25 protein-coding genes are annotated in these 21,113 nt (G+C 39.3%); 17 read left to right on the forward strand and 8 right to left on the reverse strand.

The genetic code is table 11. The features are described 5' to 3' along the window. Nucleotides 1-70 precede the first annotated feature (70 nt). Nucleotides 71-697 (reverse strand): PspA/IM30 family protein, encoded by a 627-nt coding sequence (locus tag NSQ62_RS05420; protein WP_341322912.1) that lies wholly within the window; start codon nt 695-697, stop codon nt 71-73. A 14-nt stretch (nt 698-711) separates the two neighbouring features. After that, nucleotides 712-1,059 (reverse strand): ABC transporter permease, encoded by a 348-nt coding sequence (locus NSQ62_RS05425; protein WP_341322913.1) that lies wholly within the window; start codon nt 1,057-1,059, stop codon nt 712-714. 215 nt (nt 1,060-1,274) lie between these two features. Here NSQ62_RS05425 and NSQ62_RS05430 point away from each other — a divergent pair, with 215 nt between their 5' ends. The 6 genes from NSQ62_RS05430 (at nt 1,275) to NSQ62_RS05455 (ending at nt 6,174) form a co-directional block, all read left to right on the forward strand. Next, nucleotides 1,275-1,496, forward strand: coding sequence for a YneF family protein (locus NSQ62_RS05430; RefSeq protein WP_341322914.1), 222 nt, complete (start codon nt 1,275-1,277; stop codon nt 1,494-1,496). A gap of 161 nt (nt 1,497-1,657) precedes the next feature. After that, nucleotides 1,658-2,284: a TrkA C-terminal domain-containing protein gene (locus NSQ62_RS05435; protein WP_341322915.1), complete on the forward strand. Its 627-nt coding sequence runs from the start codon at nt 1,658-1,660 to the stop codon at nt 2,282-2,284. Nucleotides 2,285-2,532: 248 nt separating this feature from the next. Then, nucleotides 2,533-3,732, forward strand: coding sequence for a glycine betaine/L-proline ABC transporter ATP-binding protein (locus NSQ62_RS05440; protein WP_341322916.1), 1,200 nt, complete (start codon nt 2,533-2,535; stop codon nt 3,730-3,732). Then, nucleotides 3,725-4,588, forward strand: a complete 864-nt coding sequence (locus tag NSQ62_RS05445) for a proline/glycine betaine ABC transporter permease (RefSeq protein ID WP_341322917.1) — start codon at nt 3,725-3,727, stop codon at nt 4,586-4,588. Before NSQ62_RS05440 ends, NSQ62_RS05445 begins: the two co-directional genes overlap by 8 nt. Nucleotides 4,589-4,643: 55 nt before the next feature. Further along, a complete protein-coding gene (locus NSQ62_RS05450; RefSeq protein ID WP_341322918.1) occupies nt 4,644-5,525 on the forward strand; it encodes a glycine betaine ABC transporter substrate-binding protein in 882 nt (293 codons plus the stop codon). A 178-nt stretch (nt 5,526-5,703) separates the two neighbouring features. Next, complete coding sequence (locus NSQ62_RS05455) at nt 5,704-6,174, forward strand: S-ribosylhomocysteine lyase (RefSeq protein WP_341322919.1); 471 nt, start codon at nt 5,704-5,706, stop codon at nt 6,172-6,174. Between the two features lie 44 nt (nt 6,175-6,218). Here the strand turns inward: NSQ62_RS05455 and NSQ62_RS05460 are convergent, their stop codons facing one another. Beyond that, nucleotides 6,219-7,172, reverse strand: coding sequence for an alpha/beta fold hydrolase (locus tag NSQ62_RS05460; RefSeq protein WP_341322920.1), 954 nt, complete (start codon nt 7,170-7,172; stop codon nt 6,219-6,221). 253 nt (nt 7,173-7,425) lie between these two features. Between NSQ62_RS05460 and NSQ62_RS05465 the strand changes: the two genes are divergently transcribed. Both NSQ62_RS05465 and NSQ62_RS05470 read left to right on the forward strand, forming a co-directional pair. Next, a complete protein-coding gene (locus NSQ62_RS05465; protein WP_341322921.1) occupies nt 7,426-8,607 on the forward strand; it encodes an acetyl-CoA C-acetyltransferase in 1,182 nt (393 codons plus the stop codon). Between the two features lie 22 nt (nt 8,608-8,629). Next, nucleotides 8,630-8,887, forward strand: coding sequence for a YqkE family protein (locus NSQ62_RS05470; protein WP_341322922.1), 258 nt, complete (start codon nt 8,630-8,632; stop codon nt 8,885-8,887). Nucleotides 8,888-8,911: 24 nt separating this feature from the next. Here the strand turns inward: NSQ62_RS05470 and NSQ62_RS05475 are convergent, their stop codons facing one another. After that, nucleotides 8,912-9,403 (reverse strand): VanZ family protein, encoded by a 492-nt coding sequence (locus tag NSQ62_RS05475; RefSeq protein ID WP_341322923.1) that lies wholly within the window; start codon nt 9,401-9,403, stop codon nt 8,912-8,914. After that, a complete protein-coding gene (locus NSQ62_RS05480; RefSeq protein ID WP_341322924.1) occupies nt 9,400-10,290 on the reverse strand; it encodes an aldo/keto reductase in 891 nt (296 codons plus the stop codon). The genes NSQ62_RS05475 and NSQ62_RS05480 overlap by 4 nt, the downstream gene beginning before the upstream one ends. Nucleotides 10,291-10,378: 88 nt before the next feature. Here NSQ62_RS05480 and NSQ62_RS05485 point away from each other — a divergent pair, with 88 nt between their 5' ends. From NSQ62_RS05485 to NSQ62_RS05495, 3 genes are all read left to right on the forward strand, one after another. Then, nucleotides 10,379-10,918 carry an NUDIX hydrolase gene (locus tag NSQ62_RS05485; protein WP_341322925.1) on the forward strand — a complete coding sequence of 180 codons (540 nt, stop codon included), beginning with the start codon at nt 10,379-10,381 and terminating at the stop codon, nt 10,916-10,918. 57 nt (nt 10,919-10,975) lie between these two features. After that, nucleotides 10,976-11,485 carry a hypothetical protein gene (locus NSQ62_RS05490; RefSeq protein ID WP_341322926.1) on the forward strand — a complete coding sequence of 170 codons (510 nt, stop codon included), beginning with the start codon at nt 10,976-10,978 and terminating at the stop codon, nt 11,483-11,485. 65 nt (nt 11,486-11,550) lie between these two features. Beyond that, the gene (locus tag NSQ62_RS05495) at nt 11,551-12,018 is read left to right on the forward strand and encodes a Fur family transcriptional regulator (protein WP_341322927.1); all 468 of its coding nucleotides are present in this window, start codon (nt 11,551-11,553) and stop codon (nt 12,016-12,018) included. A gap of 43 nt (nt 12,019-12,061) precedes the next feature. Here NSQ62_RS05495 and NSQ62_RS05500 read toward each other — a convergent pair whose 3' ends face one another. The 3 genes from NSQ62_RS05500 to NSQ62_RS05510 all read right to left on the reverse strand — a co-directional run bounded on the left by NSQ62_RS05500 (nt 12,062) and on the right by NSQ62_RS05510 (nt 14,284). After that, entirely contained in the window at nt 12,062-12,403 is a 342-nt protein-coding gene (locus NSQ62_RS05500) for a general stress protein (protein ID WP_341322928.1), read from the reverse strand. Between the two features lie 120 nt (nt 12,404-12,523). Next, entirely contained in the window at nt 12,524-13,852 is a 1,329-nt protein-coding gene (locus tag NSQ62_RS05505; RefSeq protein ID WP_341322929.1) for a hemolysin family protein, read from the reverse strand. Between the two features lie 36 nt (nt 13,853-13,888). Continuing rightward, entirely contained in the window at nt 13,889-14,284 is a 396-nt protein-coding gene (locus NSQ62_RS05510) for a MerR family transcriptional regulator (RefSeq protein WP_341323889.1), read from the reverse strand. A 328-nt stretch (nt 14,285-14,612) separates the two neighbouring features. Here NSQ62_RS05510 and xerD point away from each other — a divergent pair, with 328 nt between their 5' ends. From xerD to spoIIAB, 6 genes are all read left to right on the forward strand, one after another. Next, a complete protein-coding gene (gene xerD / locus NSQ62_RS05515) occupies nt 14,613-15,515 on the forward strand; it encodes a site-specific tyrosine recombinase XerD (RefSeq protein WP_341323890.1) in 903 nt (300 codons plus the stop codon). Between the two features lie 191 nt (nt 15,516-15,706). Then, nucleotides 15,707-16,885, forward strand: a complete 1,179-nt coding sequence (deoB, locus tag NSQ62_RS05520) for a phosphopentomutase (protein WP_341322930.1) — start codon at nt 15,707-15,709, stop codon at nt 16,883-16,885. Between the two features lie 13 nt (nt 16,886-16,898). Further along, nucleotides 16,899-18,203, forward strand: coding sequence for a pyrimidine-nucleoside phosphorylase (locus NSQ62_RS05525; RefSeq protein ID WP_341322931.1), 1,305 nt, complete (start codon nt 16,899-16,901; stop codon nt 18,201-18,203). Between the two features lie 156 nt (nt 18,204-18,359). Next, nucleotides 18,360-20,099 carry a sulfate permease gene (gene sulP, locus NSQ62_RS05530; protein ID WP_341322932.1) on the forward strand — a complete coding sequence of 580 codons (1,740 nt, stop codon included), beginning with the start codon at nt 18,360-18,362 and terminating at the stop codon, nt 20,097-20,099. A 221-nt stretch (nt 20,100-20,320) separates the two neighbouring features. Continuing rightward, nucleotides 20,321-20,683, forward strand: coding sequence for an anti-sigma F factor antagonist (gene spoIIAA, locus NSQ62_RS05535; RefSeq protein WP_341322933.1), 363 nt, complete (start codon nt 20,321-20,323; stop codon nt 20,681-20,683). Continuing rightward, a complete protein-coding gene (gene spoIIAB, locus NSQ62_RS05540) occupies nt 20,668-21,108 on the forward strand; it encodes an anti-sigma F factor (RefSeq protein ID WP_341322934.1) in 441 nt (146 codons plus the stop codon). The genes spoIIAA and spoIIAB overlap by 16 nt, the downstream gene beginning before the upstream one ends. Nucleotides 21,109-21,113: the final 5 nt, after the last annotated feature.

Raw genomic sequence — 21,113 nt, forward strand, 5'->3', positions numbered from 1 at the left:
GCTGTCCCTCCTAAAACGTACAAAATGGAGAAAGCATGTGAGCCTTCTCCTAACTTGCAATATTATATCATTATTTTGGTTGTTCGATGAATGTTTGCTCCTTTTCTAGCTGTGCTAGGCGAGCTTCGAATGTAGTTACTTCATATTTACGCTCAATGTTGTGCGATAATTCATCGATGTAGTTTGAAAGCTCATCAAAATTGTCGGCGTTATTGGCTGTGATTACTTTGTCCATTTGGTGATTCGCACGTACGATATTTTCTTTGCTCATTAATTGCAGTTGGCGTACTTTCATATCTTTAATTTTATGTTTCATCGTTTCGAATTTACGTTCTAATGAGAAGTATTCGGAATTGGCGGCATCGATACTTGTTAGTAATGCTTGTTTACGTGCTGTATAAGCGGCTACTTCATCTTGTGCGAACGCAATTAATTCTGTATCTTCAGTCCCTTGCGCGAGTGATAGTTGGGCTTCGCGCTTTTCTAACATCTCCACAGTTTCTACAAGCTGCAGCTCTAGCTCTTTTTTCAATTGGCCCTGGCGTTGAAGTAATTTCCCTGTTTCTTCCGTTTGCTTTTCCGCTTCACGGATATACTGATTTAACATTTTGATTGGATTTTTTTCTACCTTCTTATCAAATAAATCATGTAAGTCTGCTTGAATTGTGTATTTAAATTTTGTTAGTAAGTTTTTCATTGCGCTTCCGCTCCTTATTTGTTTAAATTTGCCCATTCACGCTCAAAGTTTGTGAAGGGATCGTCTTCTTTTTTAGAGAAAATTTCTACTTTTTCATGTTTACGTGTTTTATAGATGTAAAATAAAATGGCGATAGCGACTAAGCCGATGAAGCCTGGAATGTTTGACAGTGCACTAATTAAACCAGCAAGTGCAATGACTAAGCTCATCACTTTACCAAATGTGCTTGTGCTCTCTGTGTAGTAATGTAAGCCTCCTGCAAGCAGTAAGCCGGATATCAGTAAGCCAGCGACTGGTGCCAGTAAAGTAAGGGCAATGATTGCTGCGAAAAACCCTCCTGTGTATAAGAAAAATTTCTTCATTGTGTTGTGCCTCCTCGTATTTGATAGCTTAATGTTACCGTGATTCGGAATTTCGGGTAACGACCTGTAACTGTATTTTCATCTAGGTCTAGAGGCTGAGTGTATGTAAGACTAAATTGTTCAAATTAAATATATAGAAAGACTATTCTTTTTAGTGTATAATCCTTCATGGAGAGCTTATCTCGGGATATAGGACAGTGGAGGAGGTTGGTACTATGGCAACATGGATTTGGATTCTAATCGTAATCGTCGCATTAATCGGGGGTGTAGCAATCGGTTTCTACGCAGCTCGTCAATATATGATGAAGTATTTAAAAGAGAACCCACCTATTAATGAACAAATGATTCGTGTCATGATGGCACAAATGGGACGTAAACCATCTGAAAAGCAAGTTCGTCAGATGATGGCGTCAATGAACAAGTTCCAAGACAAATAATTAAATGTTAAATGATCACTACCCGAAGTACGCATGTGCTCGGGTAGTTTTTATTTATGAATAGACCTCTAATGAACATCCCTATTAGATTAAAAGAAAATAGGGTAAACTATAAGTGATCTTGGCAATAATTTAGATGTTAAACATTTAGGAGTTATCAAATGGAAAAAAAAATTCAAATTAAACAACCGAAATATCAAGTCATAGCAGAAGATATCGCGGGAAAGATTGTTGAGAAGAAATATGTAGTCGGTGAAAAAATTTATGCGCGGTCGTCTCTTGCCTCACAATACGGTGTATCTTCAGAAACCGCTAGGCGAGCAATTGCCGTTCTGCAAGATTTAGATATCGTAAAGGCAACGAAAGGAAGCGGCGTTGAAATTGTTTCGTATGAAAATGCTGCGAAATTTGTGCATCGCCTAGAAGGTGTTCATTCCATCCGAGAAATTCAACAGCAATTAATGACAAGTGTCAATACGCAAATAGACGAACTCAAGCATTTTCAGTCCACAGTGAATGAGTTAGTGAATCGTACAAGTCGCTTTCAATCTATTAACCCCTTCGTGCCATTTCAAGTAGAAATTATTAAAAGCTGTCACTATATTTCTAAAAACATTGGCGAAATTAACTTTTGGCAAAATACAGGCGCAACCATTATTGGCATTCGAAAAAATGATGAACTGATTATCTCACCTGGGCCTTATGCAACTTTAGAAGAAGACGACACACTATACTTTGTTGGTCAAGAAGCATGTTATTCAAATGTAAAATTATTTTTAAATATATAAAGTAACAACTTGTATCTAAGCCTTTTAAAAATTCAATAACTTCAAAAATATTAAAACCACTTAATTTCAATAGAAATTAGGTGGTTTTTTCTGCTTTAAACAAGTAATTCCTTAAAAACATAACCTAAAAAATGGGATAAATTTGACACAAGTAACAACTTGCTTTAAAGTTTAAGTTGCTTAAAGTAAAAACCTAATATTTTTATAGAGTTGTTACTTGATGCGAGAAAAGGTATAGGAAGTGGATTATGAGTAAATTAAAGATTGAAGGAGTCACCAAAGTTTTTGGGAAAAATACTTCTCAGGCACTGAAAATGGTTGGAAATGGAAAGTCTAAAGAGGAAATTCTAAAAGAAACACAAGCGACGGTTGGCGTCTACGATGTTAGCTTTTCGGTAGAGGAAGGCGAAATCTTTGTGATTATGGGCCTTTCTGGTAGTGGTAAATCGACATTAATTCGTTTGTTGAACCGATTAATCCAACCAACAACCGGTAATATTTTTATTGATGGTGAAAATATTACGAAAATGAACAAAAAAGGGCTGCAAAGTGTACGACGCGAAAAGATGAGCATGGTCTTTCAAAACTTCGCTCTCTTCCCACATCGGACGATTTTGAAAAATGCTGAATACGGTTTAGAAGTTCGTGGAATTTCGAAAGAGGAAAGACGATTAAAAGCAGAAAAGGCTTTACAAAACGCCGGTCTACTATCCTATAAAGACCAATATCCTAGTCAGTTATCTGGTGGCATGCAGCAGCGTGTCGGACTAGCAAGAGCGTTAGCAAATAATACTGAAATTATTTTAATGGATGAAGCTTTTTCTGCGCTTGATCCGCTTATTCGAAAAGAAATGCAAGATGAGTTGTTAGAATTACAGGCATCTCTTCAAAAAACAATTGTATTTATTACCCACGATCTAAACGAAGCATTACGTATCGGAGACCGAATCGTCATCATGAAAGACGGTAAAATTATGCAAATAGGTACGGGTGAAGAAATATTAACAAACCCAGCGAATGAATACGTTCGTACATTTTTAGAAGATGTTGATCGTTCAAAAGTGATTACCGCGGAACACGCGATGATTCGTCCAATAACGATTCAAGTCGACCATGAAGGACCTAAAGTTGCGTTACAACGTATGCGTGAAGAAAAAGTGAGTGTACTGCTTACATTAGACCGCGCAAGAAAGTACATTGGCTACATCACAGCGAATGATGCATTGCGTTTATCACAAGCTGGTGAAAAATCGATTCAATCGATTATTCGAACGGATATGCCTACTGTAGAGCCTTCTACAGTTATCCAAGATTTATTACCAATTATATCCGATTCACCAACACCGATAGCAGTTGTAGATGAAGGGAAATTACGCGGTATTTTAATACGTGGAGTCGTATTAGAAGCGTTAGCCTCTGAAAAAAATGGAGGTGAATCACATGAATAACCTTCTCGAATTCATTCCTAAAATTGAAGTAGCAAATAATGTTGAAAAATTCATGGATATCTTAACGGATTCTTTATCTGGCATTTTCGGATTTATACAAGACGAAGGACAAGATGTGATGGATGCGATAACAAATTTTTTAATAGCGATTCCATCTGTCCTCTTTATCGTAATTGTTGCGTTATTGGCATTTTTCGCGACTGGTAAACGTTTTGGATTAGCTGTATTTTCAATAATCGGGTTGTTCTTTATTTATAATCAAGGGCTATGGGAACAGCTCATGAACACCTTCACCCTTGTATTATTTTCTAGTTTGATTGCCATTATTATAGGTATCCCAATGGGTATTTTAATGTCAAAATCAAAAATTATGGAAGAAGTAACTAAACCAATACTTGATTTTATGCAAACAATGCCTGGTTTCGTTTATTTAATTCCGGCTGTTGCCTTCTTTGGTATCGGCGTAGTGCCTGGGGTTTTTGCCTCTGTTATTTTTGCACTTCCACCAACGGTTCGTTTTACGAATTTAGGTATTCGACAAGTTCCTAAACATTTAATTGAAGCTGCGGACTCTTATGGTAGTACATTCAGCCAAAAACTATTCAAGGTTGAATTGCCACTAGCTAAATCCACGATTATGGCAGGCATTAACCAAACGGTACTGCTATCGTTATCAATGGTTGTAATTGCCTCAATGATTGGCGCACCTGGATTAGGGCGTGAAGTGTTATCTGCTCTACAACGTGCACAAATCGGTAACGGCTTTGTAGCAGGATTAAGTTTAGTAATCTTTGCAATTATCGTCGATCGCTTAACGCAAAGTTTCATTCGGAACAAAGATGAAAACAACGTATAAAGCAAAGAGATAGATTATAAATAAAAGATTTTATGATTCTAAGGAGGAAAAAAATATGTTTTTTAATAAATCAACAGCATTCGCATTACTAACGGCTGGAGTCGTTTTAACGGGTTGTAGTAATGACGAGAATACAAGCAAAACACTTGAAGAACAAGTAGATTACACAATTGTAGGAATTGAGCCTGGTAGTGGTACGATGGAAAAAGCGCATGCTGCTATAGAAGACTACGAAAACTTAAAAGATTGGAAGTTGGAGGAAAGTTCAGCGGCTGGAATGTTAGCTGAGCTAGATAAAGCCCTTAAAAATGAAAAACCCGTAATTATTACAGGTTGGAATCCGCATTGGATGTTTTCTAAGTATGATTTAAAGTACCTTGAGGATCCCAAAAAATCATTTGGTGAAGTAGAACAAATCAACACCATTGTGAGAAAAGGCTTTAAAGAAGATTTACCGAATGCTTATACAATTGTCGACCGCTTTTATTGGGAGCCTGAGGATATGGAAGAAGTAATGGTAGATTCGCAAACTTCTAGTTTTACCGAAGCAGCTAGTAAATGGGTTGAGAAAAATGCGGATTTAGTAGCAGAATTCACAGCCGATGTTGAAAAAGGGAACGGTGAGAAAATCAAACTCATTTCAACACCTTGGGAAACGGAAGATGCCTCTTCACATGTCATGCAAGCAATTTTACAACAGCATGGATTTGAAGTGGAGTTAACACCTGTAGACCCAGCAATCATGTTCCAAGCAATTGCAACGGGTGAAGGGGATGTGTCAGCTGCACCATGGCTACCAGTAACGCATCAATCATTCTATGAAAAGCATAAAGACGATATTGTTGATTTAGGAGAAAACTTAGACGGTGCTCGAATCGGTTTAGTTGTCCCAGCCTATATGGATATTGATTCGATTGAAGATTTAGCAGCAAAGTAACAAACAGATTTTTTCTTGAATGACTATGTAGAGATTAAAGCTTCCCTAATTTTTTAGTGGGGGAGCTTTTTATTGTTAAGGAGGTAATTTCTTTGTGGAAATAAAAATCTGAATATTCTATTGATTCTGTCGGAAAACTAGTCTAAGCTAGTAACAATAGATTTTTGGAGGGTTAAACATGACAACAGAGAAAACAAATGTAGAAAGCTTTGATTTAGACCATACGAAAGTAGTAGCACCATATGTACGTCTTGCAGGAACAAAAGAAGGTGCAAAAGGCGATGTTGTAACAAAATATGATATTCGTTTTAAACAACCAAACAAAGCGCATATGGAAATGCCAGCGCTGCATTCATTAGAGCATTTAATGGCCGATCGTATTCGCAATCATAGCGATGCAGTAGTAGACCTTTCACCAATGGGCTGCCAAACAGGGTTTTATGTCTCGTTTATCAATTACGATGACTATGAAGGGATTTTAGACATTTTAGAAAAAACAGCACAGGATGTTTTAGCGGCAACGTCAGTACCAGCTTGCAATGAAGTACAATGTGGCTGGGCCGCTAGTCATAGCTTAGAAGGCGCGCAAGATTTAGCAAAAGAATTTTTAGAAAAACGTACGGAGTGGCATATCGTTTTTGAAGATTAAAAAAGCTGAACGTTACGAATTTACGTAGCGTTCAGCTTTTTACTTTATAGTATCGATTTCGTTTCTTGTCGATAGGCGGGTACATAATCATGTAAAAACTTCGCAACTGTTTGTTCATAGTCGCCTGAATTTTCATTAAATGATTTGGCATGATCTCCTTGATCAAACAGCTTTAATCGTTTGGGTTCAGGCTTTGCTTCATATAATTCCTCTGCCATCGTATACGGAATGAAATCGTCTGGTGTGCTGTGAATAAATAATACTGGTTTTTCAATATGCTCGACTGCATCGATTGGCATCACGTCTTTTACTGAATAACCATCTCGAATACGCATGAAGAAGTCAGCGAATGGAATTGTATATTTAGCATCAATCGGCACAACATTTTCAAAAATTATTTTTAAGAGCTGTGGGAAATTAGAAAACGCGCAATCTGAAACGTAAAAGTCTGCGCTATCCTCAATCGTTCCAGCGTATAAAAGCGTTGTGGCAGCGCCCATCGATTCCCCGTGAATGCCTAAAATCGCATCTTCTCCGATTTCTTCTCGGATTTTTGTGACAACCGCTTGTAAATCAAATTTTTCGTAATGACCATAGCTTGTTGTTTTACCTTCTGATTCCCCGTGACGGCGGTGATCATACACAACGGAATTAAAACCAAGTCTTTCAAACATACGGGCATAGCGCATCGAGTTAATTTTGTTTTCGGTAACCCCGTGACAAATAATGACCGTATTTTTCGTTTCAAGTGGCTTTAAATAAACCCCGCGAATCATGTAACCATTAGGTGAGTCAATTGTCAGCACTTCTTTTGGACAGCCTTCATACCAAGCCTCGTCAAAACGCTTTGACGAAACTTCGCGTTCTAAAATGAAGGCGTCGTCTTTTTTCTTAATGTACATTAGGCGATTTGTCATCAAAACACCTGTTGCGGTTGTGGCCGCAGCGATGAGTGTTGTCGCGATACTTCCTGATAAAAATAACGTACGTTTTTTCATAATGCGTCACTCCTTAATAAGTTCATTATTCAATGAACAGCGAACAGAAATCAACTAAAAGAACACTAAATGTTGGGAATTTTAATTTTTTGCAATAATATCGACATGGAAATCTTTCTCTTACTCAGTATATTCCCCCTAAGTTATGGTCATTAACCAATATTTTGTATAAATTAGGACGGGAATTTGATAAAATTTTTAATGAGCAACATGTTTGCTTATAGGGATGGAGTACGAAAGGGGAATGGGATTTATGGCACGAGAAGTAGTAATTGTAAGCGCAGTTCGTACAGCGATTGGTGCATTTCAAGGGACATTGAAGGATATTGCCGCACCAACACTAGGAAGCATAGTTATTAAAGAAGCATTAAACCGCGTGAATTTAGACCCGGCATTAGTGGATGAAGTGATTATGGGCAATGTACTTGCAGCGGGATCAGGTCAAAATCCAGCACGTCAGGCGAGCATTCAAGCAGGGGTGCCACATGCAGTGCCGGCGATGACGATTAATAAAGTATGTGGTTCGGGTTTAAAGGCAGTCCATTTAGCAACACAAGCGATTTTAGCCGGAGATGCAGAAATCGTTGTTGCGGGTGGCTTTGAAAATATGAGTCAAGCACCGTATGTGATGCAAAATGCACGTGAAGGCTTCCGCATGGGCGACCAAAAAATCATAGACACGATGATTAAAGACGGTCTTTGGTGTGCGTTTAACGATTATCACATGGGCATTACCGCTGAAAATTTATGTGATCAATACGGCATTACACGCGAAGAACAAGACGCTTTCGCCGCGCGTTCACAAGCACGTGCCGCACAAGCAATTGCAGACGGAAAATTTACCGACGAAATCGTAGCAGTCGAAATCCCACAGCGTAAAGGGGAACCGGTTATTTTTGCACAAGATGAATACGTAAAAGCCGGAACGACTGCCGAAAAATTAGGGAACTTACGTCCAGCATTCAAAAAAGATGGGTCTGTAACTGCAGGCAACGCTTCAGGTATTAATGACGGAGCGGCCGCAGTCGTTGTGATGTCAAAAGAGCGTGCGTTGGAACTTGGTATTCAACCAATGGCGACAATCGTAGCGAATGCGAGCGCGGGTGTAGATCCAGCAGTGATGGGAATTGGCCCTGTACAAGCAGTGAAAAAGGCATTAGCCAAAGCAAATGTCACATTAGATAAAATGGATGTTATTGAAGCAAATGAAGCTTTTGCAGCACAATCAATTGCTGTGGATCGCGAATTAGCCTTCAATCATGATAAACTAAATGTAAATGGCGGTGCGATTGCGCTCGGTCACCCAATTGGTGCAAGTGGTGCGCGTGTACTCGTGTCATTACTACACGAAATGCACAAGCAGGATGCAGGCTACGGGCTAGCGACACTTTGCATTGGTGGAGGACAAGGGGTTGCAACAATCGTTCAGCGCTAACAAATGAAAAAAGGTGAGTATAATGGCAAAAAAGAAACAACAGCAACGACAAACTTCAGAATTTGATTTACCGAAAGAAAAAGCGGCCACATTAGCCGATCAACTAGGTGGCGACATCTTAGCAAAACTAAAAGCAGCGAAGCAAGAAATGGTTGCCGATGAGCAAGCTAAAGAAGAAGAACGCATTGCGCGAGAAAAATTCGAACGCAAGCAACGTGAAAAAAATATGAGCTTTGAAGAGCTTTTAAACCAATACGGTGAGCAAGGTTCAAAATTTTAGTGAAAAAACAGGTGTGCGAAGTGATTACCTCACTTCACGCACCTGTTTTATTTTATGACTGCTCCAGCAAAAAAGCTTCACGCAAACTAACAATGTAAATGCCCCACACGCATCTAAAATGACATCATCTACAATACCACTTCGACCAGGAATCGTACTTTGACGAAACTCATCTAAGCTCGCGATTATCACGATTGAAAGGAATGCAAGGACGGTTGGTAAGCGCCACGATAATTTACGATAAAAAAAGTAAAAAATGACAGCAAGTATGCCATAACCAAAAAAGTGTGTTGCTTTACGAATTAAAAATTCAATTACATAATAATAGCCCCGTGTTTCGACGGTAATCGTGCTTCCCCAATAATGAAACTCAAATTGGCTTAACCAGTTTTCAAGAGGCTTTTCCTGTAAGAGCTCTCTTAATGTTGGGATGAGTGTTTGTTGCTCATAGCTCATATTTGATAAAACAGCGACGAGGAGTAAACTAATAATGACGAAAAAAATGGATTTTTTCATCGGTGATCGGTATAACGGTCTTGACGGGTAAAGTTCGCTAGTTGGCTAATATCGCCAAGCGTTTGCGCTTTTTCATAAGCCGCAAGATTTTGTAAGAGTTGTTGTTTTGTTCGTGCGCCAATGACTGTAGAGGCTACGGCTTCATTGTTTAGATTAAACGCTAGTGCCGCTGCATGCACATCTCCGTATAACGCTTCAATTTTTTCTAATAGCTCTTTTGCTTGTGCTTCATCATAGCTCATAAACGATTTCAACCGTTCTCGCCAATCATTTGTTAATAAACCTTTCGCAACAGTTCCACGAGTAACGACAGAGGCGCCTGCTTGTTGAATCGCTTCGAAATATTCCTCCGCACGCTCATCAAAAATATTAAATTGCATCATATTACTAATCGCCGTGCTAGTTTGTAAAAATGGTAGAAAAACATTTGGACGAATAGAAGAAATTCCGTAGGCACGAATCAAGCCTTCTTTTTTTAAGCCTTCAAACGTATCAATAATTTCTTCCCAATTGTCTTCGGTTGTGCCACCGTGTAATTGGTACACGTCGATGTAATCTGTTTGAAGACGCTTTAAGCTACTGCGTACCGCTTCATTTATATATTGTGCTGATGTGTCCCAGCCCCAGCCGTCCTTGCCATCTTCCCAGCGATTGCCGACTTTTGTTGCTAACAGGATGTTATGACGGTGTTCTTTTAATGCTTGTCCTACGACTTTTTCGTTTTCCCCGCGGTCATATAAATCGGCCGTATCGAAATAGGTAATTCCCGCATCAATGGCTGTATCAATTACCTGCTTGACCTCTGTTTCGATTGGAGGAAGTGACATGCAACCTAAACTGATTTCTGAAATGTTGAGTGTGCTATTTCCAAGTGTACGTGTTTTCATCGGATTACCTCCATCGTCTCTCTATTTTAGAATTTCTCTTTCTAATGGTACAATGAAATCAAGTAAGAGAACAAGTGGAGGTGTTAGGATGAAGAAATTTGAAGAAAAAACCATTCAATCAACCCCGATTTTTGAGGGAAAAGTAATTTCGTTGAAAGTAGATGATGTAACTTTACCAAACGGTGGTGTGTCAAAACGAGAAATTATTAATCATCCTGGCGCAGTAGCAGTCATTGCCATCACGGATGATCATAAAATTTTATTAGTAGAACAATATCGAAAAGCTTTAGAGCGTTCCATTATTGAAATTCCAGCCGGCAAGCTAGAAAAAGGAGAGAAGCCGATCGTTACGGCGCGTCGTGAATTAGAGGAAGAGACGGGCTATACAACTGATGATTTAACGTTTGTGCAAGCGTTTGCGACATCTCCTGGCTTTGCAGATGAAGTGATTCATATATATGTTGCGAAAAATTTAAAAAAGCTAGACGTGCCTGTTGCGCTGGATGAAGATGAATTTGTCGAGTTAATGGCAGTAACAGTTGAAGAAGCAGAAGTCATGATGGCAGATGCGCGTATTTATGACGCCAAAACGGCCTTTGCGATTCTTTGGATGAAGTGTCAAAAATAAAGATGCATACCGCCTGTCCACTAGCATAAATTGTATGGACAAAAGGGGGCGGTTTGTGTGCGAAATTATAGAGTGATTTTATACTCATCGATGATTGTCATCTGTTTTATTTGCGGTGTGTTATGTTATCAATTATTTGAGATGGCTCAAATTGAGCAAGTAATTACCATTTTTGATCAACGGTTGCTTTCACAGGAAAAACCTTCTTGGGTTTGGAGTGTAGTTCCTTTTCTTGTGAGTGTAAGTGTTGTATTATTCTTTTCGACGCATCAATATTTAGCAAAAGTCGCACTCATTTTTATTGCATTGAAAATGACATTTTTTGGGCTGAGCTCTGTGTTTTTACTTGTGCATCATGACTCTGTAAAGCTGTATGCATTTTGGTGGTTCCCGTTTCAGTTTTTATATGGCATCTTACTTATTATGCTTTACGAGGTCATGAACAAACAACAAACTACGAGAGCGTTAAAACGAACAATGCCGACAAAAAAAGTGCTACTATTGTTAATGATGTTTGTTTTATTAGGGATACTAGAAAATTTTATCATAACGTACCTATTTATATAAATCATTGTCTTGTAATAAGATTTAGTCATTTGGTATAATGAAGTAAGTTTAGGAGGGCGTCACATATGGAGAGCCGTATTGATCGAATTAAAAAGCAACTGCATAGTGCGAGCTATAAGCTGACGCCACAGCGAGAAGCGACGGTAGCGGTATTACTGGAGCATGAGGAAGATCATTTAAGTGCTGAGGATGTTTACTTATTAGTAAAAGAAAAAGCACCTGAAATTGGTTTAGCAACAGTGTATCGTACGTTAGAGCTTCTAACAGAGCTGAAAATTGTCGATAAAATTAACTTCGGTGATGGTGTATCTCGTTATGATTTACGTCAGGAAGGTGCAAAACACTTCCACCACCATCTAGTTTGTATCGAATGTGGCGCAGTAGATGAAATTCAAGAAGACTTATTAGAAGATGTAGAAGTAATTGTGGAAAAACGTTGGAACTTTATAATAAAAGACCACCGCCTAACATTCCATGGCATTTGTTGGCGTTGTCACGATAATAGTGAGGATGCTGGAGACAACAATGCATAATCTATATGTACGAAAAAAGAGCAGCGAATGAGCTGCTCTTTTTTTATTGGGGGTGGTGCGCAATGATAATTAATTTGCCAGCATCCAATTCTTTTTTAGCAGTTTCAATCTCCAAAGTAGAAAGGCCAAGCTTTGATAAATTACTGTTGAAATCATCTGGAGTTGTTTGAAAGAAATTTTTAATGGATGCAAAGAAGCCTGTTTCTTCACCTGAGGTTTCTGCTGCTGCGCCAGCATCTACATTGAGGAAATCGGCAATACTTTCTGCACGCTTATTGCTATTTGCAAATACATGAATATGATTACGGTCATAGCCCTCGGAAACAAAGCGCTCAATCACCGTTTTTGCCTGTACGCCATTTTCTACTGCATTCATCGTTGCCATGTTATATCCACTCCTTTATTTCGTAATATATAGTCACTTCCCTCAATATAAATTTATTAAACCAAAGAGCATATACATAGAAAAACACCGAAAAACAGTACGTTTTCCGGTGCGAATGAATTATTCTACTACTTTTTCTTCGATTATATCATGTAACTTTTTAATCTCTAAAAATTGAATTTGTAAACCATCAATCTCATGGATTTTAAATTCATAATTTTCGTAAATGAACGATTCATCGATATTGAGATCAGGCATGTTTGTAAAGTACCAGCCACCAATTGTATCAACATTTGGATCTTCGATATCTAAGTATAATAATTTACAAATATCATCTACTAAAACTTTTGAATAAACTAAGTAATGGTCTTCGCCAATTTTACGAATATCTGAGATTTCATCGTCATCGAATTCATCACGAATTTCACCAACAAGCTCTTCTAATATATCTTCTACTGTTACCATACCACTTGTTCCACCATATTCATCTAGCAAAATCGCAATATGAATACGTTTCTTTTGCATGATTTGTAGTAAATCTTGAATCGCTGTTGTTTCGATCGTACGAATGACCGGATTAATAAAATCCTCTAGCTTAAATGTTGCAGAGCTAATGCGATTGTTCATTCCTAATGTCAGGAAGTCTTTAATGTTTAAGAAACCTAAAATATTGTCGCGGTCACCGTCATATACAGGATAACGAGTGTAGCGTTCTTCTGAAATTTGCGTTAAAACCTCTTCGAAAGAAGCTGTTACTTCAAAGCCTACGATGTCTGTACGAGGCACCATAATTTCACGAGCGATTTTGTCGTCGAATTCGAATACATTGTTTACGTATTTTAATTCGTTCATGTTAATTTCGCCTGATTTATAGCTTTCTGATAACAGTAAACGTAGCTCTTCTTCTGTATGTGATAATTCATGTTCACTTGCAGGCTGCATGCCAACTGCTTTTAATAGCAGACGAGCAGAGCCATTCAGTAACCAAATTAATGGGAACATTAACTTATAAAACAGTTGAATTGGTTTTGCAAATGCTAATGTAACCGCTTCAGCCTTTTGAATCGCAATTGTTTTGGGTGCTAATTCACCAACGACTACGTGGAAGAATGTTGCAAGGAAAAAGGCAGCTCCTAAAGTAAACCAATGAATATAGTCGGTAGAAATTCCGATTGCTTCAAACATCGGGTGTAAGATGAATTCAAACGTTGATTCCCCGACCATACCAATACCAAGTGCCGTTACGGTAATCCCTAACTGACACGCTGATAAATATTCGTCTAAATGTGTAGTGACATTTTTGGCTGCTAATGAGCCGGCCTTTCCTTCAGCAACAAGCTGATCAATACGAGATTGGCGCACTTTTACGATGGCAAACTCCGTTGCAACGAAAAAGGCTGTTAAAGCGATTAATACCGCGAAAATGGTTAAGTTAATGACTGTGGTCAAACAAGCGTTCTACTCACGAAGTAGAACGTTCACCTCCTAGTTATTTAAGATTAATAATAGTGATTGCATAAGTGCAACACTTTCTGGCGACACTTTTTTGCGCAGTTTTTGGCGCTCCGTGTCGTCTAGATGCTCCATTAAAATCGTGACGTCGTGCTCAAGCTTGCGCATTTGCAGACGGATGTCCTGAACATCGATTACCTCAGGTGCTTCCTTTGAAGGCGCGAGCATCGTGTGAATTTCTTCTAAGCATTTGCCTTGTCTTTTTTGTTCTTCAATCCAATGAATCCGTTCAATCATTGCTTTATCATAGTAGCGATAATTGGACGCTGAACGTTTAACTGAAAGCAGACCTAAATTTGTATAGTAATCAATTGTTCGTTTTGTCACGCCTGTTGCAGTGGCAAGTTCTCCAATTTTTAGTTTATCGATCCCAAAGTATCACTCCCATCCAAAACGTTATACTTGTAAGAATAACGTATATTGTACAAATTGTAAATTAATCGAGTGTGGAATCGGAGGATGAAGAAATTGATTTATGGGGGGGGATTTTTGATGACAAAATAGAGGGATAAACTCCGCTACGGGGGTAAAGCGTTGAAGCAAGGTCATTACATGCTCCTGTCCGTTGTACTACGTTCCGGGGCAGGCTTTTCTGAGGGCGTGGCTAAACTTTATTAGAAAAAGAAACACGATGTTACGGTGATGAACCAAGAAAATGGTAAAATAATGAGATTAAGTAGTAAGTGAGGCGAAGATGATGCAAGTATTAAAAGATCCGATAGACGACTATCTTCATTTTATAAAAGTAGAACGCCAGTTAGCTGAGAATACATTGCAATCCTATAAGCGTGATTTAGTAGCGTATGCAAGACATCTTTTTCATGAGCAAAAGATTGCTGATTTCAATCAAGTAGTACGCGAACATATTTTGTTGTATTTAGAAAGTATGCGTGCGGTCGGGAAATCGAGTAAAACAATCTCACGACAAATTTCATCGATCCGTTCGTTTCACCAATTTTTATTACGTGAAAAAGTATGCGAAAAGGATCCGACCGTGCATTTAGAAATGCCTAAGAAAGAACAAAACTTGCCGAAAGTCCTTTCTATAGAAGATATCGATGCGCTTATTTCAGCGCCAACGATTGAAAAGCCACAAGGAATTCGTGATATTGCGATTTTGGAAATGATGTATGGCTCAGGTATGCGTATTAGCGAGCTGATTGCGTTAAATCTGGAGGATGTGCATATTACGATGGGCTTTGTACGTGTGTTTGGTAAAGGTGGGAAGGAGCGCATTATTCCACTAGGGCGCGGTGCATTAACAGCGTGTACAAATTATTTAAATGAAGCGAGACCGCAGTTACTGGGTAACGCCCCGAAAAATGATGCGTTTTTTATTACACAAAGAGGGAAACGTTTCACTAGACAGGGCTGTTGGAAAATTATTAAAGAACATGCTGAGAAAGCTGGCATTAACAAAGAAATTACTCCACACGTACTGCGCCATTCCTTTGCGACGCATTTAATCGAAAATGGAGCAGACCTTCGTGCAGTTCAGGAACTACTCGGTCATTCAGATATTTCAACAACGCAAATATATACGCATGTTAGTAAAACAAGATTGTCCGAAGTATACAAACAATTTCATCCGAGAGCCTAGCAAAATTATTTTTAGCGCATAAGAAACGATTATTTTTTCAACGAAATCCATAGAAAATAACACATCATTTTGCGCATTTTAACGCGAAAAGTGCTTGTCTAATGAAAACCTTTTCAAAATCGGAGGTCTGACCTTTATTTGTTGGAACTTTTTATGTAAAATAGGGATTGAAGAAAGAGGAGTGAACACAAATGCAACCTTTTAAAAAAATACATGTAATCGTTATGGACTCAGTAGGAATCGGCGAAGCACCAGATGCAGCTAAATTTGGTGATGTTGGTTCACATACATTAGGACATATCGCAGAAAAAATGAACGGATTAAATATGCCAAACATGGCAGACTTAGGATTATCCAATATTCGAGAATTACAAGGCATTGAAAAAAGCGAAGCACCAAAAGCTTATTACGGCATGATGCAAGAAGCATCAGTAGGTAAAGATACAATGACAGGTCACTGGGAAATCATGGGCTTACACATCGATACGCCATTTAAAGTGTACCCAGAAGGCTTCCCGCAAGAATTAATTACAAAGCTTGAGGAAGCAATAGGTCGCAAAGTACTTTGTAACTTACCGTACAGTGGTACTGCAGTTATCGATGATTATGCAAAAGAGCATATGGAAACAGGTGCGATTATTGTTTATACATCAGCTGACCCAGTATTACAAATCGCGGCACACGAAGATATTATTCCACTAGAAGAATTATATAAAATTTGTGAAATCGCACGTGAATTAACGTTAGACCCAGAATTTTTAGTAGGTCGCGTCATTGCACGTCCATTTGTTGGTGAAGAGGGGAACTTTACACGTACATCAAATCGTCATGATTATGCCTTAACGCCATTTGGTCGTACAACAATGGCCGAAATGAAGGATGCCAATTTAGATGTGATCGCAATCGGTAAAATCTCAGACATCTTTAATGGGGACGGTGTAACAGAATCAATTCGTACGAAAGACAATACAGATGGCATGGACAAAATGGCAGATGTGGTACGTCGTGACTTCCACGGACTGAGCTTCTTAAACTTAGTAGACTTTGATGCCAATTTTGGTCACCGTCGTGATCCAATTGGTTATGGTGAAGCACTAGAAGAATTTGACCGTCGCTTACCAGAAGTGCTAGAAGCCTTAACAGAGGACGACTTATTAATGATTACAGCAGACCACGGGAACGATCCAACATTCCCTGGTACCGACCACACACGTGAATTTGTGCCGTTAATCGTTTATTCACCACGTTTTAACCAGGCTGCTGAATTACCATTACGCGAAACATTCGCAGACATCGCAGCAACAGTAGCAGAAAACTTCAACGTCGCTGCACCAAAGTTTGGAAAAAGCTTCTTAAACGAGCTTAAATAAGGGGGACTAAGCCATGAGAATGGTTGATATTATTGAGAAAAAACGTAATGGTGAAGAGCTAACAACACCAGAAATTCGCTTTTTTGTAGAAGGTTATACAGATGGGTCAATTCCTGACTACCAAGCAAGTGCACTATGTATGGCAATTTATTTTAAAGATATGACAGACCGCGAGCGCGCGGACTTAACAATGGCAATGGTAGAATCAGGTGATCAAATCGACCTATCTTCAATTGCTGGTGTAAAAGTAGACAAGCACTCAACTGGCGGTGTAGGTGATACAACAACACTTCCACTTGCAGCTATGGTAGCAGCAGTAGGCGTACCAGTAGCGAAAATGAGTGGCCGTGGTTTAGGTCACACAGGCGGTACAATTGATAAGCTAGAAGCAATTGAAGGCTTCCACGTAGAATTAACGAGCGAGGACTTTTCAAAACAAGTAAATGAAATCGGCATGGCGGTTATCGGTCAATCAGGTAACTTGACACCAGCAGATAAAAAGTTATACGCATTACGTGATGTAACAGGTACGGTTTCAAGTATTCCATTAATCGCTGGTTCAATTATGTCGAAGAAAATTGCAGCAGGCGCAGATGCCATCGTTCTTGACGTAAAAACAGGTGACGGTGCATTCATGAAAACGGTGGAAGATTCAATCAAGCTTGCGCAAGCAATGGTGAAAATAGGAAACAACGTTGGACGTAAAACAATGGCCATTATTTCTGACATGAGCCAGCCACTAGGTTTTGCTATTGGTAACGCACTTGAAGTGCAAGAAGCAATTGATACATTAAAAGGCAATGGTCCACAAGACTTAAACGAGCTTTGCTACACACTAGGTGCACAAATGGTTGTACTCGGCGGCAAGGCACAAACAATCGAAGAAGCACGTAAAATGCTAGAAGAAGTAGTAGCAAACGGTGCGGCTTTAGAAGTATTGAAAAAATTCATCGCAGCACAGGGCGGCGACGCTTCAGTAGTGGACGATCCATCTCGTTTACCACAAGCGAAGTTCAAATTCGACGTACCAGCGAAACAAGCAGGTTACGTATCTAAAATCGAAGCAGATGATATCGGTACAGCGGCAATGCTACTTGGTGCAGGTCGTGCAACGAAAGAATCAGAAATCGATTTAGCAGTTGGTTTAGTTTTACACAAAAAAGTGGGCGACCAGGTTGCAGAAGGTGAGTCATTAATGACAATCCATGCGAACACAGAGCAGGTTGACGAAGTATTAGCGAAAATCTATGCACACGTTCACCTTTCAGCTGAAAAAGTAGAAGCGCCAAAATTAATCGAAGCGGTTATTACGGAATAATTCTCATAAGCCTCTTTTAGTTTCATTACGAAACTATGAGAGGTTTTTTTGTTCTTTGAAAATTTTGTAAATATGATAGAATATGTATAATAATTCTATTTAATGTATATAATTTTGTTGGTTGTTCGCGGAATCATCAAAGGGGGCACTGGGGATATGCAGTGGAAGTGGTCGGGGAGATATGAAGGATACACGGTTGCACATTTTAAAAAGGATTTAATTTCGGGGACAATTGTTGGGATTATCGCGGTGCCACTGGCGATGTCATTTGCGATTGCGTCTGGTGTAAAGCCTGAATACGGTATTTATACTGCAATTATTGCAGGAATATTAATTTCGCTTTTTGGTGGCTCGAAATTTCAAATTGGTGGGCCGACTGGTGCATTTGTGCCAGTGTTACTTGGTGTTGTTTTAGTATATGGCTATGAAAACTTGCTCATTGCAGGGCTCATGGCTGGAATTATACTTGTATTAATGGGCGTATTTAAGCTTGGAACGCTCATTAAATTTATCCCACGGCCTGTGACAGTTGGGTTTACAGCGGGGATTGCGGTCATTATTTTTGCTGGTCAAATTGGTAATTTCCTCGGCTTATCGGGAATGGAACAACATGAACGATTTCACGAAAATCTTATAGAAATTGCGTCGCATATTGGGACAATTAATTTATATAGTATTCTTGTGGCCATCATTTGTTTAGTTGGCATATTACTTACACCACGTCTGTTGCCTAAAGTACCGGGTGCATTAGTAGGGATACTTGTTTCTGCGATTATTTCAGCTTTTGTCTTTCCAGGACAAGTAGCGACGATTGGTTCGACATATGGGGAAATTCCAAATTCATTGCCGACATTTGCGATACCGGAAATTACATTTGAACGAATTTATCAGCTGCTCGGGCCAGCCTTTGTCATTGCCATGTTAGGTGGGATTGAGTCTCTATTATCGGCCGTTGTAGCTGATGGTATGACAAACAGTAAACATAATAGTAATAAGGAGTTAGTTGGACAAGGGATTGCCAATATTGTTACACCATTTTTCGGTGGAATTCCCGCGACGGGTGCGATTGCGCGTACAGCGACAAATATAAAAACAGGGGCTACATCTCCAATGTCGGGGATTATTCACGGCATATTTGTTTTATTGACGCTTGTTGTATTTGCACCTTTCGCCGTCCATATACCGCTAGCTAGTCTTGCCCCGGTGTTAATGATCGTTGCCTGGAATATGAGTGAACGGTATCATTTTGCTCATATCCTAAAGTTGAAATCTGGGGATTCCCTTGTGCTTGCCATTACGTTTTTATTAACCGTATTTACGAGTTTGACGTTAGCTGTTGAAGTAGGCTTAATACTTGCGGTTGTACTTTTCGCAAAACGTATGAGTGAAATGCTTGTCGTGACGAAGGTTTTACCGGATTTAGATACGAAGGAAGGTAAGCTACTTTCAGGTATTGTATCGGATAGTCATGATTGTCCACAGGTAAGTGTGTATACGATTGAAGGTCCGTTATTTTTTGGTGCTGCACAAACATTTGAGCAGTCCATTTTAAATACGATTCACTATCGACCACGCGTGCTTATTTTGAGGATGGGGAAAGTTCCGTTTATTGATACGACAGGTGAAGAATATTTCCGTAATATCGTGCGTAGTTTTACGACACAAGGTGGGAGTGTACTTGTAAGTGGGGTGCAGCCAAGCTTGAAGTCCATGCTTGATGCCAACGGATTAACTGAAGTTATTGGCGAGCAAAATTTCTTTCCACACACGGGTGATGCGATTACAGCAGCGATTGAAATCATTAATCATAAAGATTGTATTGGCTGTAAGCATTTTGCTTTCCGTGAATGCCAGCAACTTTCAACTGGAGAAAAGATAAGGGAGCAAAAAAGTTAATAGAGACAATGATTTAAATAAGCAACTGTGTGGAAGAGGGAACCTTTTTGCGCAGTTGTTTTTTGTTTGCCTAAAAAATGATTAAAACATATGCATTTTACCTATACTTCACCTAGCTGTCGTAAATCCACTACTTATAGCGAACACGCACTTGTTTTGTCAACGTGATAGGAAAATACGGGAACATGCCGAATATTCGAAGCTAGAAGGAGGCGGCATGAATGAATTTTAATGTAACGATGTACCCGAATCAGCTACTAATTGTAAAGCTGTACGGGGAGCTTGATCATCATGAAACAGAAAAAATACGCAGCGATATTTCAAATGCGATTTTGCAAGGAGATGTGCGGCTGCTCGTTTGGAATTTAGAGCATTTGCAGTTCATGGATAGCTCAGGAATTGGCTTAGTGTTAGGTCGAATGCGCGAGCTACGTGCGGTAGACGGACAAATCATGTTACTAAATCCATCATCAACGATGCAAAAAATATTTCAATTTTCAGGGTTAGCCAAATATATCTGTTTTGCATCTGAGGAGCAGATTATTTTACAGAGCAAGGGGGATCATGAATGGATAACGAAATGACACTTACTTTTTTAGCGCGCAGTGAAAATGAAAGCTTGGCACGCCTTGCGGTAACTAGTTTTATGGCGCAATTGGACCCGACTGTGGAAGAGCTATCCGAATGTAAAACAATTGTGTCAGAGGCCGTTTCTAATGCCATTATCCATGGCTATGCACATAATCCGAATGGCATTGTAACTGTTCATGCCGTACGAAATGGTGCAGAAATCAGTGTAGCCATTAAGGACGAAGGTTGTGGCATCGAAAATATTAATCAAGCGAGAGAGCCACTTTATACAACAAAGCCAGAGCTTGAACGCTCAGGGATGGGTTTTACGATTATGGAAAGCTTTGCAGATTTTTTACAAATCGAATCAACACTGGGTGAAGGAACAATCATCACATTTACGAAGCAAATTTCACCGGTACAAACACTCGTGACATAACGACA

The organism is Solibacillus sp. FSL H8-0523, assembly GCF_038051985.1.
GTDB lineage: Bacteria > Bacillota > Bacilli > Bacillales_A > Planococcaceae > Solibacillus.

What these genes read in the sequence shown, in the direction of transcription:
- NSQ62_RS05525 (WP_341322931.1), top strand. Translation starts at nt 16,899, where the DNA reads ATGAGAATGGTTGATATTATTGAGAAAAAACGTAATGGTGAAGAGCTA.
- xerD (WP_341323890.1), top strand. Translation starts at nt 14,613, where the DNA reads ATGCAAGTATTAAAAGATCCGATAGACGACTATCTTCATTTTATAAAA.
- spoIIAA (WP_341322933.1), top strand. Translation starts at nt 20,321, where the DNA reads ATGAATTTTAATGTAACGATGTACCCGAATCAGCTACTAATTGTAAAG.
- NSQ62_RS05425 (WP_341322913.1), bottom strand. Translation starts at nt 1,059, where the DNA reads ATGAAGAAATTTTTCTTATACACAGGAGGGTTTTTCGCAGCAATCATT.
- NSQ62_RS05435 (WP_341322915.1), top strand. Translation starts at nt 1,658, where the DNA reads ATGGAAAAAAAAATTCAAATTAAACAACCGAAATATCAAGTCATAGCA.
- NSQ62_RS05420 (WP_341322912.1), bottom strand. Translation starts at nt 697, where the DNA reads ATGAAAAACTTACTAACAAAATTTAAATACACAATTCAAGCAGACTTA.
- NSQ62_RS05475 (WP_341322923.1), bottom strand. Translation starts at nt 9,403, where the DNA reads ATGAAAAAATCCATTTTTTTCGTCATTATTAGTTTACTCCTCGTCGCT.
- NSQ62_RS05445 (WP_341322917.1), top strand. Translation starts at nt 3,725, where the DNA reads ATGAATAACCTTCTCGAATTCATTCCTAAAATTGAAGTAGCAAATAAT.
- NSQ62_RS05470 (WP_341322922.1), top strand. Translation starts at nt 8,630, where the DNA reads ATGGCAAAAAAGAAACAACAGCAACGACAAACTTCAGAATTTGATTTA.
- NSQ62_RS05430 (WP_341322914.1), top strand. Translation starts at nt 1,275, where the DNA reads ATGGCAACATGGATTTGGATTCTAATCGTAATCGTCGCATTAATCGGG.
- deoB (WP_341322930.1), top strand. Translation starts at nt 15,707, where the DNA reads ATGCAACCTTTTAAAAAAATACATGTAATCGTTATGGACTCAGTAGGA.
- NSQ62_RS05495 (WP_341322927.1), top strand. Translation starts at nt 11,551, where the DNA reads ATGGAGAGCCGTATTGATCGAATTAAAAAGCAACTGCATAGTGCGAGC.
- NSQ62_RS05450 (WP_341322918.1), top strand. Translation starts at nt 4,644, where the DNA reads ATGTTTTTTAATAAATCAACAGCATTCGCATTACTAACGGCTGGAGTC.
- NSQ62_RS05480 (WP_341322924.1), bottom strand. Translation starts at nt 10,290, where the DNA reads ATGAAAACACGTACACTTGGAAATAGCACACTCAACATTTCAGAAATC.
- NSQ62_RS05500 (WP_341322928.1), bottom strand. Translation starts at nt 12,403, where the DNA reads ATGGCAACGATGAATGCAGTAGAAAATGGCGTACAGGCAAAAACGGTG.
- sulP (WP_341322932.1), top strand. Translation starts at nt 18,360, where the DNA reads ATGCAGTGGAAGTGGTCGGGGAGATATGAAGGATACACGGTTGCACAT.
- NSQ62_RS05465 (WP_341322921.1), top strand. Translation starts at nt 7,426, where the DNA reads ATGGCACGAGAAGTAGTAATTGTAAGCGCAGTTCGTACAGCGATTGGT.
- NSQ62_RS05460 (WP_341322920.1), bottom strand. Translation starts at nt 7,172, where the DNA reads ATGAAAAAACGTACGTTATTTTTATCAGGAAGTATCGCGACAACACTC.
- spoIIAB (WP_341322934.1), top strand. Translation starts at nt 20,668, where the DNA reads ATGGATAACGAAATGACACTTACTTTTTTAGCGCGCAGTGAAAATGAA.
- NSQ62_RS05455 (WP_341322919.1), top strand. Translation starts at nt 5,704, where the DNA reads ATGACAACAGAGAAAACAAATGTAGAAAGCTTTGATTTAGACCATACG.
- NSQ62_RS05485 (WP_341322925.1), top strand. Translation starts at nt 10,379, where the DNA reads ATGAAGAAATTTGAAGAAAAAACCATTCAATCAACCCCGATTTTTGAG.
- NSQ62_RS05440 (WP_341322916.1), top strand. Translation starts at nt 2,533, where the DNA reads ATGAGTAAATTAAAGATTGAAGGAGTCACCAAAGTTTTTGGGAAAAAT.